Origin of the sequence: Rhizomicrobium electricum (genome assembly GCF_011762045.1) — a bacterium.
GTDB lineage: Bacteria > Pseudomonadota > Alphaproteobacteria > Micropepsales > Micropepsaceae > Rhizomicrobium > Rhizomicrobium electricum.
Genome location: NZ_JAASQS010000003.1, coordinates 246,485 through 262,342, shown reverse-complemented (window position 1 = coordinate 262,342; position 15,858 = coordinate 246,485). Strand labels below are relative to the sequence as shown.

11 protein-coding genes are annotated in these 15,858 nt (G+C 62.4%); 5 read left to right on the top strand and 6 right to left on the bottom strand.

Annotated elements, in window-relative coordinates:
- Nucleotides 1-5 precede the first annotated feature (5 nt).
- Nucleotides 6-881, bottom strand: a complete 876-nt coding sequence (locus FHS84_RS06870) for a Nif3-like dinuclear metal center hexameric protein (protein WP_166932267.1) — start codon at nt 879-881, stop codon at nt 6-8.
- A gap of 103 nt (nt 882-984) precedes the next feature.
- Nucleotides 985-1,737 carry a FadR/GntR family transcriptional regulator gene (locus FHS84_RS06865; RefSeq protein WP_166932265.1) on the bottom strand — a complete coding sequence of 251 codons (753 nt, stop codon included), beginning with the start codon at nt 1,735-1,737 and terminating at the stop codon, nt 985-987.
- 216 nt (nt 1,738-1,953) lie between these two features.
- On the opposite strand from FHS84_RS06865, the gene FHS84_RS22205 reads away from it, so the two are divergent.
- Nucleotides 1,954-3,510, top strand: a complete 1,557-nt coding sequence (locus FHS84_RS22205; protein WP_341801813.1) for an alpha-N-arabinofuranosidase — start codon at nt 1,954-1,956, stop codon at nt 3,508-3,510.
- 73 nt (nt 3,511-3,583) lie between these two features.
- On the opposite strand, the gene FHS84_RS06855 is transcribed toward FHS84_RS22205, so the two are convergent.
- The 3 genes from FHS84_RS06855 to FHS84_RS22200 form a co-directional block, all read right to left on the bottom strand.
- Nucleotides 3,584-4,090, bottom strand: coding sequence for a Spy/CpxP family protein refolding chaperone (locus FHS84_RS06855; protein ID WP_166932263.1), 507 nt, complete (start codon nt 4,088-4,090; stop codon nt 3,584-3,586).
- Between the two features lie 163 nt (nt 4,091-4,253).
- Nucleotides 4,254-5,120 (bottom strand): EF-hand domain-containing protein, encoded by an 867-nt coding sequence (locus FHS84_RS06850; protein WP_166932261.1) that lies wholly within the window; start codon nt 5,118-5,120, stop codon nt 4,254-4,256.
- 178 nt (nt 5,121-5,298) lie between these two features.
- Nucleotides 5,299-9,063: an autotransporter domain-containing protein gene (locus tag FHS84_RS22200; protein ID WP_166932259.1), complete on the bottom strand. Its 3,765-nt coding sequence runs from the start codon at nt 9,061-9,063 to the stop codon at nt 5,299-5,301.
- A 375-nt stretch (nt 9,064-9,438) separates the two neighbouring features.
- On the opposite strand from FHS84_RS22200, the gene FHS84_RS06840 reads away from it, so the two are divergent.
- Together FHS84_RS06840 and FHS84_RS22195 are read left to right on the top strand one after the other, a co-directional pair.
- Entirely contained in the window at nt 9,439-10,200 is a 762-nt protein-coding gene (locus FHS84_RS06840) for a response regulator (protein WP_243850778.1), read from the top strand.
- Complete coding sequence (locus FHS84_RS22195) at nt 10,197-11,633, top strand: ATP-binding protein (RefSeq protein WP_166932257.1); 1,437 nt, start codon at nt 10,197-10,199, stop codon at nt 11,631-11,633. The genes FHS84_RS06840 and FHS84_RS22195 overlap by 4 nt, the downstream gene beginning before the upstream one ends.
- A 1-nt stretch (nt 11,634) precedes the next feature.
- Here the strand turns inward: FHS84_RS22195 and FHS84_RS06830 are convergent, their stop codons facing one another.
- On the bottom strand, nt 11,635-12,069 hold the full coding sequence (locus tag FHS84_RS06830; RefSeq protein ID WP_166932255.1) for an NUDIX hydrolase: 435 nt from the start codon (nt 12,067-12,069) through the stop codon (nt 11,635-11,637).
- A gap of 288 nt (nt 12,070-12,357) precedes the next feature.
- On the opposite strand from FHS84_RS06830, the gene FHS84_RS06825 reads away from it, so the two are divergent.
- Nucleotides 12,358-13,569 (top strand): glycoside hydrolase family 27 protein, encoded by a 1,212-nt coding sequence (locus tag FHS84_RS06825; protein WP_166932252.1) that lies wholly within the window; start codon nt 12,358-12,360, stop codon nt 13,567-13,569.
- 181 nt (nt 13,570-13,750) lie between these two features.
- Nucleotides 13,751-15,781 (top strand): family 43 glycosylhydrolase, encoded by a 2,031-nt coding sequence (locus FHS84_RS06820; protein WP_208393742.1) that lies wholly within the window; start codon nt 13,751-13,753, stop codon nt 15,779-15,781.
- Nucleotides 15,782-15,858 lie beyond the last annotated feature (77 nt).

Below are 15,858 nucleotides of genomic sequence, written 5' to 3'. Positions count from 1 at the left end.
TCCGCTCAGGCTTTCGGAGACCAGTAGGGCTCCGGCATTTCCAGGAACTTGACCGGCACTTCGGGGACGAAGCCTTTCATCCATTCGGCGCAGTATTCCATGCCGTACTGCTCCGAACTGATGTGGCCGACCATGATCAGCGCGGCGCTGCGTCCGGACGTAACCAGATCGGCGACGTATTCCTGCAGTTCCCATTCCCAGCATTCGCCGATGATGAACGCGTCGATGCCTTCCTTGCTGTTGAAGATCTGCTGGCCGGCCTGTTTCTGGGCATAGCCCCAGCCGCCGACAACACGCTTCACCGGCATGTCGGGATTGCCGATGGTGCGGATGGTGGCGGCGTTGAGCTTGGTCTGCAGATGGCGGGTCAGAGCGCCGACCGTCGTTTGGGGCAGATTGTAGACGCTAGGATATTTGGCATCGGAATAAGCGGTCCAGCCGAGCCGCCGCATCACGCCTTCGTTGATGCCGTCGCGCGGCTTGAGGGCGTGCCAGTGGTCGTGGAAGTGGAAGCTGACGAGCTTATGCTCGGTGATGAAGGCGAGTTTCTCGTGATAGATCGGATCGTCTTTCACTTCCGAAATGTTTTCCTGGTGGGACCAGAACGTGGGCTCGTGACTGACGACGAAGTTCAGGCCTTCGGCCGCCGCGCGCTTCAAGACGGCATAGGTCGCCATCATGGTGGTAGCGATGCCGGTGACCGGGGTAGCAGCATCGCCCGCGATGATGCCGTCAACGGTCTTTGCCGCCCATGGCACCCCGATATGGGCCTTGATCCGGTCGATCACCGCCGCCGCGGTCAGCGGCGTTGCGGCCCTGGCGTTCATGGTAACGGCAGCACCGGTGGCCGCCAGCATCGTCCGGCGTGTGAATTCCGTCATCGCGACATCCTCCAAAGTACGGCTTTGGTATCGGTAGCAGGATTGGCGCGTCAGCGTTAGCGAAAGCGTGTTCAGGTTTGCGTGAAAAACGCCGCGCGAGGACCTAGCCTGCAGTTCGCTTTGCCCGCGCCCGCGGCAGGGGCGTATCCTGCAAGGCAAGGTGGACGAGGGTGCTCATCTCGCGATGCGCCCGTTCCGGGTCGCCGGCGGCCACCGCTTCGAACACGGCCATGTGATCGGGCACCGGATCGCGCGGCAGCGGCCGTTCGCGCTGCTTGAACATGGTCGTGGTGTTGACCGCGGCCTGAACGCCGGTGGTCAGCGAGATGATGTAGGGATTGCCGGTCGCTTCCAGCAGCCAGCGATGGAAGTCTTGGTCGCCCTGGCGGCCGGCTTCGGTCGCGAGCGTGAAACGGGTCATGCGTTCGATGGCATCGCGCATCGCTTCCAGGTGTTCGGGCGTGCGGCGCGTGGCGGCAACTGCGGCCGCAGCCGATTCCACGACATCGCGCAGTTCGAACAGACTCTGGAGCAGGTCGAGGTCAGGCTCGCCAGCGAAGGTCCAGGCGAGAACGTCGGGATCGAGCAGATTCCATTTGCTGCGCGGACTGATCTTGGTGCCGACCTTGGGCTTGGACTCGACCAACCCTTTGGCCGCCAGGATGCGGACGGCCTCGCGATAAGCGGTGCGGGAGACGGCGAGCTTTTCCGAACTGGCGACTTCGCCGGTCAAGAGGTCGCCCGGCTGATAACGGCCGGACATGATCGCAGTGCCGAGGTCACGCGCTATAGAGCCGTGCAGCCGTAAGACCTTGTTGATTGGGCGTCCCCGCCCAAACGATGCACGCTTCGTCATTTGCGCTCAATCCGCTCCTGCACGTCACTATAACCTGAGATTCGTATCGCGGAACATGGGGCGATTTCGCCCGATGGCCGCAGTTTAGAAGCCATCGCGGTGGCCTCGAAATATGCCTAAATTATGGCGATCAGAATATTTGTCTGAGGAATTTCCCTGTATTATGAAGGGGTCAGGGGTAGGCCGGCCGCACCGGCCCGAAACAGGGAGAACACCGTGAAGACATTTCTGGCCGCAGCAGCGGCGCTTTTTATGGCGTCGTCGGCGTTTGCCGCGCCTGCCAGCCTGACGGTCCATGCCGACCGGCCGGGTCCGACCATCAACAAATACGTCTACGGACAGTTTTCCGAGATGCTCGGCACCGGAATCTACGGCGGCATATATGTCGGCGAAAAGTCGCCTATTCCCAACACCCGCGGCTTCCGCAATGACGTCATCGCGGCGCTCAAGGAATTGAAGGTGCCGCTGGTGCGTTGGCCGGGCGGCTGCTACGCCGACGAATACCATTGGCGCGACGGCATCGGTCCCAAGGACAAGCGCGTCACGCGCCTCAACACCAACTGGGGCGGCGTCGAAGATCCCAACACGTTCGGCACCCACGAGTTCTTCGATTTTGCCGAACTGATCGGCGCCGACGCCTATATCAACGCGAACATGGGCACCGGCACGGCGGCCGAAGCGGCGCAGTGGCTCGAATACATGACCGGCAACCAGGACACCACGCTGGTCAAGGAGCGCAAGGCCAACGGCCGCGACAAGCCGTTCAAGGTTGCTATTTACGCTCTCGGCAACGAGACCTGGGGCTGCGGCGGCAACATGCGGGCGGAGTATTACGCCGATCAGTACAATCAGTGGGCCACGTTCATGAAAACGGCGCAGCAGCCGGGCCCGATCATGCTGGCCAGCGGCGACCGCAGCGGCGACTGGACCGACTTCACCAAAGTGCTGATGGACAACCGCCGCGCCCCGATGGACGGGATTTCGCTGCACTACTACACGGTCCTGGGCGACAAGTGGGAGATCAAGGACAACGCCACCGGCTTCAATGAAGAAGGCTGGGCCAGGGTTCTCGCCAACACGCTCAAGATGGACGGCTACATCAAGACGCACGACGACATGATGTCGGCGGCGGAGAAGAAGTCCGATCGTCCGACCAAGAAGGTAGGCCTCTACATTGACGAGTGGGGCACTTGGTTCAAGCCGGCGCCGGGGTCCAATCCGGGCTTCCTGCAGCAGCAGAACACCATCCGCGATGCGGTCGTGGCGGCGGCGAACCTGAACATCTTCCACAAATACGCCGATCGCGTGCAGATGACTTCGATCGCGCAGACCGTCAACGTGCTTCAGGCGATGATACTGACCGACGGCGCCAAGATGGTACTGACGCCGACCTATCACGTCTTCCACATGTACAAGCCGTTCCAGGACGCGACGTCGCTGCCGATCGACCTCAAGACCGGCAACTACACGTTCGGCGGGATCACGATGCCCCAGGTCAGCGCTTCGGCGGCCAAGACCAAGTCGGGTGCCATCGTGGTGGGGCTTGCCAATCTCGATCCGCACAATGCGGCGGTGGTTTCGGCCACGCTGGCGGGCGTCAAGGCGGGCAAGGTGAAGGGTGAAATCCTCACCGGCGCGACGATGGACGCACACAACACCTTCGACAAGCCGGATACGGTTCATCCGGTGGCCTTCAACGGTGCCAAGCTTGCGAACGGCAAGCTGTCGCTCAGCCTGCCGCCGAAGTCGGTGGTGGTCCTGACGCTCCAGTAACGTCGTTCCGAAAATACAGAACCCGCGAGTCCGGAGGGATGGACTCGCGGGTTCTCTTTTGTCCGGAGGGGGCTTAGTTCTCCGGAGCGGGGGGCGGGGTTCCCGGTCCGTGGTCGCCAGGTCCGCGCATCGGACCGGGGCGGTCCTGGCCCGGATGACGGGGCGGTGCGAACGCCTTTTTCTGTTCGGGACTGAGGCTGGCGAAAAGCGCTTCGAGCGCAGGCTGTTCCGCCTTCAGTTCGTCGAGGCGCGCGCGCAGCATCTTCTCTTCGTGTTTGACGCGGTCGACGATCGTCGGTTCGCCATCGGGCGGCGGCAGGCAATCGGACGATTTCGCGGCGCCGAGTTTCACTTTCTTCCAGCGCTCGAACAGCGGCTTCTGCTGATCGGAAAGCTGCAGCCGGGTTTCCAGCATGGCGAGTTCGCCGGCCGTATGGGCCTGCCGATCCCGGCACATGTCGGTGAAATGCTGCTGCATATCGGCTTTGCCGGAATGATCCGGCGGGGGCGGCGTCTGCGCCAGCGCGCTGCCGGAAGCGAACAGCAGAGCCGCAGCTGCGGTGATTAATCGGCGTGTCATTTGAATGATCCTCATCAGAACGAGGACACTATAGTTCGCCCGCCGCCGCGCGGTTTCGCCCATTGTTTTCGATATTGTCGCAAACCGTCCGCAGGACTGACTGGGACGAGAATTCTTGCAGGAAAAAGGGAGGCGGTGTGGGGCCCGTCTCCCTTTCTGTCGATCAGGCGCTGACCGATACCTTGCTGCCGCTCGATGTACTCGTGCTGCTGGACGACAGCATGTTGAGGATCGAGGCGTAGGGATTGGTCGCGAAGCTGGACGTCAGCTTCTCGACCGCCTCGTTGAAATCCGAAGCGGTGATGGAGCTGCTGTCATCGGAACTGAGCGAGGAGAACAGCGTATCGGCCTCTGTCTCGGAGCCGCCGTTGGCGGTGAGATAGGTCGAAAGCTCGTCCTTGCTGATGGCTCCGTCGCTGTCGGTGTCGAGCGCACTGACCAGTTCGTCGCCGACGCTCGAGGAATTGCTCGAGCCGTTTGCGCCGTCTGCCGGCGGGGGACCGCCCGGTCCGTGGCCGCCCGGCGGCGGAGGCGGCGGTGCCGCTTTGGCGAGATCGCTTTCCGTGATGCCGCTGTCGGAATCCGATGCGATTTGCGAATAAAGTTCGTCCGCTTCGTCGGTGGTTCCGCCCGCGCTCGTGATGTAGGACTCGAGTTCCGACTGCGTTACCGAGCCGTCGGAATCGGAATCCATGGCCGAGAACAGCTTGGACATGGGATTGGTTCCCGTCGATCCGGTGGCCGACGTCGCCGACGTGGTGTCATCGCTGTCGGTGGTGGCGGACGTGGACGAGGTGGACGACTGCTGCTGCATCTGCATCAGCACGCCCAGGATCATGCTCGAAAGGCTGGGCGTGGTGCTTCCGGTCAGGCCGCCGTCGGTTGCGGCGGTGGCGGTCGTCTTGGTCGTGCTGGTGGTGTCCGACGTTGAGTTTGTCGTCTTCGACGTCGTATCCAGCTTTGTAAGCAGGCTCGACAGGATTTGGGACAGATTGCCCGATCCCTGCGAGCCGATGCCGGCTATGGACATGGTGATTGCCTCCTTTGACTCCGTCTCCCGACGCACGGGAGCGGTAGGGCATCAAAAGCATTCCATGTGCCAGTGACTGCGCGGGAAAATGGCGGAATCCGGCGTCACCCGTCTGTCGCGTATACAGTCGTGTGACAAAGCAGGATTTTCCTGCCCCGCTAGGCAAGATGTTCCCGGACTATATCTTGCCGACGATGCTCAGCGTTCCCACTTCCTGGATCATGCCGTTCGAGCCGCGCAGAAAATCGAAGTGGAAACCGAGCGACCAAGCCTCCGTCGTCGCCGCGATCGAGCTGCCCAGCACCAGCGTGCCTTTGGCCGGATCGGGGCCGGTGATGGTGAAGGTTTCGCCGGGCTTGGCGTAGGCGCCGCTGATGTCGGCATGGGCGAAGGCGATCTTCAGCTTCTGCGGATCGGTGAAGAAATCGTAGCGATAGCCGGCGCGCACTTCCGGCTGCAGATAGAAGTCGCCGAGATTGAAGTCGTAGCGCGCATCCAGGCCCATGAAGGCGCGCAGCGAACGGGCGTAGTAAGGCTGAACCTTGAGATTGAAGGCGTCGCCGTCGCTGGCCGTGCCGGGGTTGGATTCGGTGTAGCCGTTCTCGCGCATCATCAACCCATCGACGCTGAAGGTCGGACTGAGCGTGGCCGCGCCGTAATTGAGATAGGCGCCCGTTGAGAAGCCGCCCGACAGCAGTGCACCGTCGCGCTTGTTCGAGGCCGTGCGGGTGTAGGTCGTGATCGAACTCGAGCTCGACGACGTGACGAGCGTAATGGAACGCGTGCCGTCGAACTTGCCGTAGCCGGCGTCGACCTTGGCATTGAAGAACAGCCCTTTGCCGCGCCACACCGAATAGCCGGACAGGACCAGCCATTGCTCGTGGGTCTTGGAGACCCGCTTCAACTCGCCGACATCGCCGGCATAGAAGGTGAGGGCGCCGCCGAACCAGCCGTATTTTCCCGACCCGGTATCGACGCCGGCCGAGATGCCGAAGCCGGAATCCTTGAAGCCCGAAAGTTCGCGTGTGCCTTCGAGCGATTCCGCACCCCGGCCGGGGTCTTTGATCATCTGTACGAACTCGTTGGCCCAGACCGAAGTTCCGGATTCGCCGTGGGCATACATCAGAAGGCTGCGCTGGCGGGCCGCAACCGGCCCGGTAGCGGAATCCGTAATCGAGACGGCCACGGCGCGGTCGCCGCCGGTAACGTTTGGCGCAAAGGCGGAATAGGCCGACTGTGCCTCGGCGGCATTATGGATGCCGTAGATCATCGCGGTGCCGAGTTCGTTGTCGACGGAAAGCGCGCTGTTCACGTATGGAAAGAGCTGCTTGGCGTAGCCGACTAAGCCAAGCTCGTCGGAACTCTTGGGCGTCACGTGCAACACCAGTGCGTCGCCGGTGGAGGCCGAGGAGACGACGTCGAGGTTGGCCGATTTGAAGAGATACGGCAGATAGCCTTTGTCGCTGACGTTCTTGGTCAGATAGGTGTTGGTGACGGCAATCGTCGATGTGTCGATCTGCAGATAGCCGTACGGGGCGGTGATCAGCGTGAACGTGTTCGAGCCCTGTGGCACGAAGCTGTTGTACGACAGGTAGAGCTTGGAGCCCTTGTCGAGGATCACGGTGCCTTTGGAGGCGATGGCGCCGGTGTCGGTCAACGATTGCGAAACGCCGATGGAGAGAATGCCGCTGTCGGCCACGTGCACCGTCTGGGCGTTGAGCGAAGTGGTGTCGTTGAGCAGGTACAGGGCGCCGTTCGAGGCGACATTGACGCTGACGCCGGGACCGCTGCCGGCCGTAACCTTGCCTTTGACGATGCCGTAGGCACCGATGTTCAACTCGTCCCCGATCGCGCTCGTGCCGGTCGCACCGTAGGCGATGTTACCGACGATTGACGCGGTATAGGTCGTGGACGTGCCCTGGATGTCGATGACCTGCTTGTCGCCGGTGCCAAAAAAGATATCGCCGACGATGGCCGCCGAACTGGTGGCCGTGGCGCGTTCGGTGATCGTCACGCCGGAGCCGGAAGGTGTTGCGGTATTTCCCGAGGACAGGTCGATGGCGACGGCGAGCTGCTTTTGGCTGTCGAGTTCGGTGACCGACGAGGTGGAGGTGCCGACGCCGGCATAGGCCGAAATCGTACCGGTATTGTAGATCGAGGTCAGTGTGCCCGAGGAATCGATGATCGCGGCGGCATATTCGCTATACGGGTTGGACGACGAAATGGTGGCGGTCAGGTCCTGGTCGGATGTCAGCGCACTTGCGGTAATCGTCCCCGAATTGATCAGCGAAGGCACAGATGCATATTGCGCGATGTAAAGCGCCACGGCCGCGCCGGCCTTGTAGCCGGATGTCGATGCGGAAATGACGCCGCTGCCGGTAACGTTCGAATTGACGAAGGCCGCTTGATCGCTGGTCTCCTTGCCGGCCAGCGCGGCATCGCCCCAGGTTGCGGTGGCGTAATCGAAGGTCGCATTGTCGAGATAGGTGTAGGCACCGAGCGAAATGGCGGTCGCCGTGACGGCCGTCGTATCTGACTTGTTGGTGGTGGCCGACGCACTGACTTTGCCGGAATTGTAGAAGCCGCCGGTCAGGACGGTGTGATAGGCCTCCGACCCTGCCATGACGATCGTCTGGGCACTATTGCCGGGTGTCAGCGGCGCTGCGGAAATAGTGCCGCGATTGTAGACGCTGAAGCCGGGATCGTAGGTGTCGAGATCGCCGTTGTACTTGTAGACGCCGATCGTAAGCGCCGAGGACTGGCTGACGGTCGCGTTGTACGCGGGTGAAATCGCCAGCGCGATGCCCGTGCCTTGGACGGCGATCGTACCCGACGAGGTCGATGCGCTCGAATAAGCCGGGCCCGAGATCATCAAGCCGCCGTTGATGCTGGCGCCGATCGAAAGCGCGTTGCCCGCTTCGGGATAGGTCGTGAGCGAGGATGTGTAATAGCTGCTGGCCTTGGAATCGTAGGTCGAAGAATAGCCGATCGTCTGAATGGTCCCGGCGACTGTGACGGCCCCGGTGACGCCGTAACCCTCTACCGTCATGCCTTGTGCGCCGGCGCCGATCACCGAGATCGTGCTGCCCGAGGCCACCGTCAGGTTGCCTGTGATGGTGCCCTGCAAAAGGACCGCTTCGAGGCTGGAACTGGTCGTCGACCGCACGTCGTTCTGATACATCACGATGGAGCCGCCGAGCGAAATGTCGCCGGTGAACTTGCTGCTGCCGGCCATGACGATGGCGGTGTTGGAATCGTCTTCAAGCGTGATGGTCGAACTCGATCCCAGCGTCAGGTTGCCGACGAACGTCGTGCCGCTGGCGAGATAGATGGCGCTCGAGGAGCCCCCGGTCATCGTGATCGACGAGCTCGAATCCATCGTGAGGTTGCCGGTGAAGGTGGTATCGGACGAAAGATAGATCCCGTAGCTCGACGCACCTTCGATGGTCATGGCGCCGCCGTACATCGTGACGTTGCCGGTGTAGGTGCCGGTGCCGCTGACGGCGTCGAAGTAAAGGCCGTATTTGCCGGTTCCGTCGCCGGTCAATTGCAGGGCCGAACTGGAATCGAGATAGATGCCGGCGCCGGTGATGGTCGACGACGCGGCGTTGGTGAAGCTGGCGCCGGTCAGGTTGGGTGCCGACGAGGTGTCGATCTCGATGCCGTACGCGCCGGATTCGCCCGAGTTTTTGATCGTACCGTTGGAATAGAGGTAGTTCGATGTGTCGATGGTGATGGCGCCGATCGAGGCCTTCGAAATCTTGATCGAGCCGTCGCTATCGACGGTGATATTGCCGGCGTTGGCCGTCCCCGAGTCGGTCGTCAGCAGCGCGCCCGTCGTCAGGGCCGTCGTGGTATCGGAGTCGATTGTGGTATCGGCGTAACCGGGATGCGCGAGCAGGGCCGCGACGGCGGCGGACGTTAACAGACGGCGCTTTCTCACCAATACCTCCGTGATCGGGATGGGCGCGGTCTAGGGGAGGTCGGTCGCGAAAGTATCCATGGCTTGCACCAGCCCTGTGCCAACCGTCGCAAAAGTCTGGCGTGTGCGGGAACCGGCGCCGCCGCCGTTAAACTTGAGAAGCCGTTGTTTTCGCGGGGCTGCCCCCGGCCGGCAGGCCGGAAAGCGGCGAATACGCCTGGGACGGGTTGATACAAATGGTTATCTGAACAACAAATTGTTCATGTTTTCCAACGGCCAACCGGGTTATGAAATCGGTCGCGGGGTGGTCTACGAAACGCAATGTGCCGCGGGAGAGCCACGGATGAGTGATTTGGGATTGCAAATTACGGCGTCGTTCGCGCGGCGGAGGAACTCATGATGACCCAGCCGGCCGACGTCCAAGAAACCGCCATAAAGCCGGACGAGGGCTATCACATCCTGTTGGTGGAAGACGAGCGCAGCGTTCGCGATCCGCTTGGGCATTATCTGCAGCGCAACGGCTTTCGCGTCACCATGGCGAGCCATGCGCTCGAAGCCCGTCACCTTCTCAGTCGCTACAAATTCGATCTCGTCATTCTCGACATCATGATGCCGGGCGAGGATGGTCTCAGCCTGTGCCGCTCGATCCGCGAGAAGCTCGACATCCCGACCATTCTGTTGTCGGCAAAGTCGGAAGAGACCGACCGCATCATCGGTCTCGAAATGGGCGCCGACGATTATGTGGTCAAGCCGTTCGCCCCGCGCGAACTGCTGGCTCGCACCAAGGCGGTGATCCGCCGGGCGCAATCGGTGCCGCGCTCGCGCCGCCTGCCGGTGCAGAAGACGATGCAGTTCGGCACCTGGAAGCTGAAGACCGGCGCCCGTCAGTTGCTCGGCGACGACGGCGTCGTGGTGCCGCTGTCGACCGGCGAGTTCAATCTTCTGCTCGCCTTCCTGGAGCGGCCCCACATCGTGCTGTCGCGCGACCAGTTGCTCGATCTCACCCAGGGCCGCGAGGCCTCGGCGTTCGACCGGTCGATCGACAATCTCATCAGCCGGGTGCGCAAGAAGATTGAACCTGATTCCAAGAACCCGACCTACATCAAGACGGTCTGGGGCGGCGGCTACAGCTTCGTGGCCGAGGTCAGGGTCGTGTGATCGCCCGCGCGCGCCTCACCGTCGGCTCGTGGAGCACGTTCGGTCAGACCGCGCTGCTCATCATCGCGGCGCTGGTCCTGGCGCAGGTGTTCGCGTTTCTCCTGACGCGCAGCGTCATCGACCAGTGGCAGACCGCCAATGTGGTCGAGCCGGCGTTGAGCCGTTTTGCCGATGTGGCCGGAACGATCGCGCAAACCGCGCCGGAGCGCCGCGACGTGGTGTTGGAAGCGGCCCAGGGATCCGATGGGCGGTTCTGGCTTGCGCCGACCCTGCGGACTCCGCCGAGCGAACGCGAACGGGCCTTCGAGAACTCTTTATCCGCGGAACTGAAGAAGCGCGCGGTGACGGTTTCGTCGGTGCTGATTTTCCGCCACGATTTCGGCGAGCGGCGCTGGCTTCCTTTCGCCCGCCCGCCCAAGCCGGTGGGGTTCGGCGCCCGGCCGTTCGAGGAGCCTCCGCCCGGCCGTTTCGAAGGCCCGCCGCCCGATCATCGCGGGGGCGACATCCGCATTGCGGCCCGCATGGCCGACGGGCAGTGGCTGATCGCCGTCTTCCGGGGCGCGCGGCCGTTCCCGATGATGCTGAACCCGCTGTTCCTGTCGCAGATCGCGCTGTTCGTGATCCTTCTCGGCGCGACGCTGTTCTGGGCATCGCGGATTTCGCGGCCGTTGCGCATCCTGGCCGAAGCCGCGCAGGTATTGCAGCCGCAGGATGGCTTCGAACCGCTTCCGGTGAAAGGGCCGCGCGAGGTGCGCGTTGCGATCGGTTCGTTCAACGCCATGGCGCAGCGCGTCCGCGATCTTCTGGCCGAAAAGGATCGTATGCTGACGGCCATCGGTCATGACCTTCGCACGCCGCTGGCGTCGCTGCGCATCCGCGCCGAAAGCGTGGAGCCGGACTCCGAGCGCGAGAAGTTCGTCGAGACCATCGACGAAATGACGGCCATGGTGGAGGAGATCCTGGACCTCTCCCGCCTCGGACATTCCACCGAGCCGAAGCAGCTTGTCGATCTTTCGGCGCTCGCCGATTCGGTGGTCGAGGAGTTCCGCGGCCTTGGCAAGGATGTGACCTTCGTCGAGGCGCCCCGCACCACGCTGGTGCTGCAAGTCAATCTGGTCCGCCGCCTGTTGCGCAACCTGATCGATAATGCGGTGAAATACGGAAGACGGGCCGAAGTCTCGCTGCAGAGCGGCGGCGGTGCAATTGTGCTTGTTGTGGAAGATTGCGGCCCCGGCATTCCCGAAGCCCAGCTCGGCGATGTGCTGCAACCCTTTGCGCGTCTCGACAGTTCGCGCAGCCGTCTCACCGGCGGCACCGGCCTCGGTCTTTCCATTGCCGACGCCATTGCCAAGAACCAGGGCGCCAGCCTGAGCCTTTCCAACCGCAAGGCCGGCGGTCTCCGGGCCGCGGTGACATGGCCGGCTGCAACTTAGTCTATTCCGACGCGCGGAAGTCCGGCAGTTCGGCGAGGCGCTTCAGCAGCGGCACGATGCCGGGCTCCTGGATGCGGGCGATGGCGTCCTTGATGGACAGCCAGCAGATTTCGCGCTTGCCTTTTTCCGGCCATTTCTTGCGCTGCCGGTCGACCCGCATCAGGAATACCTCGACGCTCACGGGGTAGGCCGACTGGTCCTGGCGCCTCTTGAAATACGTGTAGAAGCCGATCGGGATTTCGCTGTCGATGGTCCCGCGCAGACCGGCTTCCTCGAAGGCCTCGAGTTTGGCCGCTTTGCGCGCCGTCTTGCCGCGGCCGATGTTGCCTTTGGGAATGATCCAGCGGTGGGTGTCGCGCGAGGTGATCAGCAAGACTTCCCGCCGGCCGTTCTCGCCGCGATAGGCGATCACGCCTGCTTGATGGGTGGTGGCCAATGCGTCGCGTCCAAGAATCTTTGCAACGCATTATGCAAGCGGTGGCGTCCTGCTCAAGCCAGGGAAGTCCATAACTCCGGCGCTGAAGCGCAACTAAAGTTGTGATCGGTATCTCGCCGGGAGGCGATCGCCGGTTCCCCCGCTCCTCATTCATATGATAAAAGGACTGGGGGTGATGGGGGTGGATTCGCCGCAAGGACGGATAGCGCTGTTCCCGGATGCTCCGCGGCTCGGTTCATGGCGATTTGAGCCGGTCATTCTCATAGGCAGCCCAGATACAGGTGCACAATGTTCAACGACGCGGCACGAAAAATCCTGTCCATTCTATTTGCGGGCGTTCTCGTCAGCGTCGCCGCAGCGGCGCGCGACCACGCCGATCCGCTGCTGGGTACGCCCAACGGGCTCGCCTTGACGCCGCCGATGGGCTGGAACAGCTGGAACAAGTTCGCCTGCAACGTGAACGAGAAGCTGATCCGCAGTGCCGCCGATGCAATGGTGTCATCGGGCATGAAGGACGCGGGCTACACCTACGTCGTCATCGACGATTGCTGGCAGGGTGCGCGCGATGCGTCGGGCAATATCCAGCCGGATGCCAGTAAGTTTCCGTCAGGCATGAAGGCGCTGGGCGACTACATCCATTCGAAGGGCCTCAAGTTCGGCATCTATTCCGATGCCGGGACCAAGACCTGCGGCGGTTTTCCGGCCAGCCGCGGTCACGAATTCCAGGATGCCAAGCAGTACGCCGCGTGGGGCGTCGATTATCTGAAATACGACTGGTGCAATACCGACACCCAGGACGCCCAGTCGTCCTATCTCACCATGAGCCAGGCCTTGCAGGCGAGCGGCCGGCCGATCGTGTTTTCGCTATGCGAATGGGGTAATTCCAAGCCGTGGCTGTGGGCACGGAACATCGGCAATCTGTGGCGCACGACCGGCGATATCTTTGACGGTTGGGATGGGATGCATCCCAACGGCTATTCGATGGGGCTGCTCAAAATCGTCGACATGCAGGCCGAGCTTGCGCCCTATGCCGGTCCGGGCCACTGGAACGATCCCGACATGCTGGAAGTCGGCAACGGCGGCATGACCGACAGCGAATATCGCGCGCATTTCAGCCTGTGGGCGATGTTCGCCGCGCCGCTGATCGCGGGCAACGACCTGGCCGCTATGAACGCCGCGACCAAGGCGATCCTCATGAACAAGGAAGTCATCGCGGTCGATCAGGACCCGCTCGGGATTGCGGCGTCGCGCGTCTGGAAGGACGGCGATGCGGAAGTGTGGACCCGTCCGCTGAAAGGCGGTGGCCGCGCCGTGCTGCTGTTCAACCGCGGTAATGATGCGCGCAAGATCGCGGTGACGTGGGAGCAGCTCCAGTATCCCGCCGGACTGTCGGCGGCGGTGCGCGATCTCTGGCAGCACAAGACGCTCGCCCCCGCCAAGGGGCAGGTCAGCGCCGAGGTGGGCCGTCACGCAGTAGTGATGCTGACGATCAAGCCCTGAACGGGAAGCCGTAATCTGTAAGCTAACAGGGCGCCCGCGGGTCTCATCGGCTCGCGGGCGCTTTGGCCTGCGCGCATTTGCCTGCTCCTGGCCGCAGGGATTTCGCAGGAGAAATTGTCCTACAAAACGGATATAAGTCCGCCCAGGACGCTGCATCGTCCTGGTGGCATGGGAGGTGGGTGTGTTGAAGCGCTTGGCGGTAATACTAATCGCATTGTCGAGTCTCGCCGGGGCCCTCGCCGCGCCGACCTGGACGGCCGACAACGGCAACGGGACATTCACCAATCCGCTGTTCTACGAAGAATTCTCCGATCCCGATCTGATCCGGGTGGGGACCGACTACTATCTCACCGGCACCACGATGCATGCCATGCCCGGATTGCCGGTCCTGCACTCCAAGGACCTCGTCAACTGGGAACTCGTTGGTTATGCCCTCGACAAGCTCGATCTCGGTCCCGCCTATCGCCTCGAGAACGGCCAGAACATCTACGGCCAGGGGATTTGGGCGCCGTGCCTGCGCTATCACAACGGCGCCTTCTACATTTTCTCGAACGTGAACCACGCCACCACGCAGGTGTTCCGCGCCACCGATCCCAAAGGACCGTGGAAGCACACGGCAATGAAGCAGATGTTCCACGATCTGTCGGTGCTGTTCGACGACGACGGCAAGGCCTACATCGTCTGGGGCTATCGCGATCTGCACATCGCCCAGCTCAACGACGACTTCACCGATATCGTTCCGGGTACGGAGCACAAACCGTTTAGTCCCGACAGCCTGATCGGCGAGGGCTCGCATTTCTACAAGGTGAACGGCAAATACGTCATCACCAGCGCCTGGTACGACAAGCGTATGCGGATGGCGGCGGCGCGCGCCGATACTCCATTCGGGCCTTACGAGGTGCTGCCGGCCATCACCATCGACGAAGATATGGGGCTTGCGGAGGGTTATCGCCTTGCTTCCAAGGATCCGCCGCAGAAGACGCCGCCGTTCGACATCACGCCGCCGAAGCCAAGCGAGACCGGTCATATGTCCTCGCACCAGGGCGGCATCGTGCAATTGCCGTCGGGCGAATGGTGGGGCTTTTCGATGTCGGAGCACAATTCGCTCGGCCGGGTGACTCTCTTGTCGCCGGTGACGTGGAAGGACGGCTGGCCCTATTTCGGACTGCCCGGCAATCTCACCCGCACGCCGCGCGTCTGGGTCAAGCCCAATACCGGCGTTTCCGAAGCGCCGCATGCGCCCTACGAGCGCGACGACGACTTCTCGGGTCCGCTGAAAAACGTCTGGCAATGGAACCATGTGCCGGTCGACACGGCGTGGTCGTTGTCCGAACGTGCCGGCTATTTGCGCCTGCACACCTTGCCGGCGGCGGATTTCTGGAACGCGAAAAACAGCCTGACCCAGCGCGCCATCGGGCCGGTGTCGACGGTAACGACGGTGCTGGAAACCGGCGGCCTCAAGCCGGGCGACGTTGCGGGCCTGGCTCTGCTGAACCTGCCGTATGCCTGGATCGGTGTCGAACGCGGCGAAAACGGTTTCACGCTGGTCCAATTCGACCAGCAGTCCGGAAAGTCCGCGCGCACGCCGGTCACGGCAAGCCGCATCTGGCTTCGTGCCGAAAGCGACTATCTCAAGGACAAGTCGGTCTTCTCCTATTCGCTCGACGGCAAGACGTTCGTCCGCTTGGGTATCGAACTAGTCCAGCCCTATCAGCTCACCACGTTCCAAGGTGTGCGCAACACCCTGTTTGCCTATAACACCAAGGGCGCGGGTGGTTTCGCCGATTTCGACAGCTTTACCGTCGACGAGAAATATCCGCATGGCCTGCGCCGCCCCATTCCGTTCGGGCAAACCGTCACGCTGACATCGTTTGGTCTGAAAACGGGCCTGTATCTTGGTACCGGAGTGGAGCGGGGTGTGCCGACCGCCTATCGCGTCGTCGATATGGGACTTGGCCGGGTGGCGCTCGTCGCGGGCGAGAAGGCGTTGACGGTCGCTGCCGACGGACGTGTTTCGACCACCACGGCAAAGCCGGGCAAAGCCGAAAGCTTCCAATGGACGGAAACGCCGTCCGGTGAGTTGATTCTGATGTCGCTGGCAACCGACCGCTATCTCCGGATCGCCGATGACGGCGCCGTTATCGCCGATAGCGCCGGGCCCAAGCCCGACGGCAAGGATGGCGTGCGTTTCGTTTGGAACGTCAGCCGCTGAGTCTCTTTCGCGAGAGCGGCATTCGTTTCGTGCCAGATTGCCGCAATCTGATGGTGCCGGGATGGGGCTTTTGCTCC

Bases quoted from the DNA above. Each gene is read 5' to 3' on its own strand.
- FHS84_RS06870 (WP_166932267.1), bottom strand. From the start codon at position 881: ATGACGGAATTCACACGCCGGACGATGCTGGCGGCCACCGGTGCTGCC.
- FHS84_RS06865 (WP_166932265.1), bottom strand. From the start codon at position 1,737: ATGACGAAGCGTGCATCGTTTGGGCGGGGACGCCCAATCAACAAGGTC.
- FHS84_RS06855 (WP_166932263.1), bottom strand. From the start codon at position 4,090: ATGACACGCCGATTAATCACCGCAGCTGCGGCTCTGCTGTTCGCTTCC.
- FHS84_RS06850 (WP_166932261.1), bottom strand. From the start codon at position 5,120: ATGTCCATAGCCGGCATCGGCTCGCAGGGATCGGGCAATCTGTCCCAA.
- FHS84_RS06840 (WP_243850778.1), top strand. From the start codon at position 9,439: ATGATGACCCAGCCGGCCGACGTCCAAGAAACCGCCATAAAGCCGGAC.
- FHS84_RS06825 (WP_166932252.1), top strand. From the start codon at position 12,358: ATGTTCAACGACGCGGCACGAAAAATCCTGTCCATTCTATTTGCGGGC.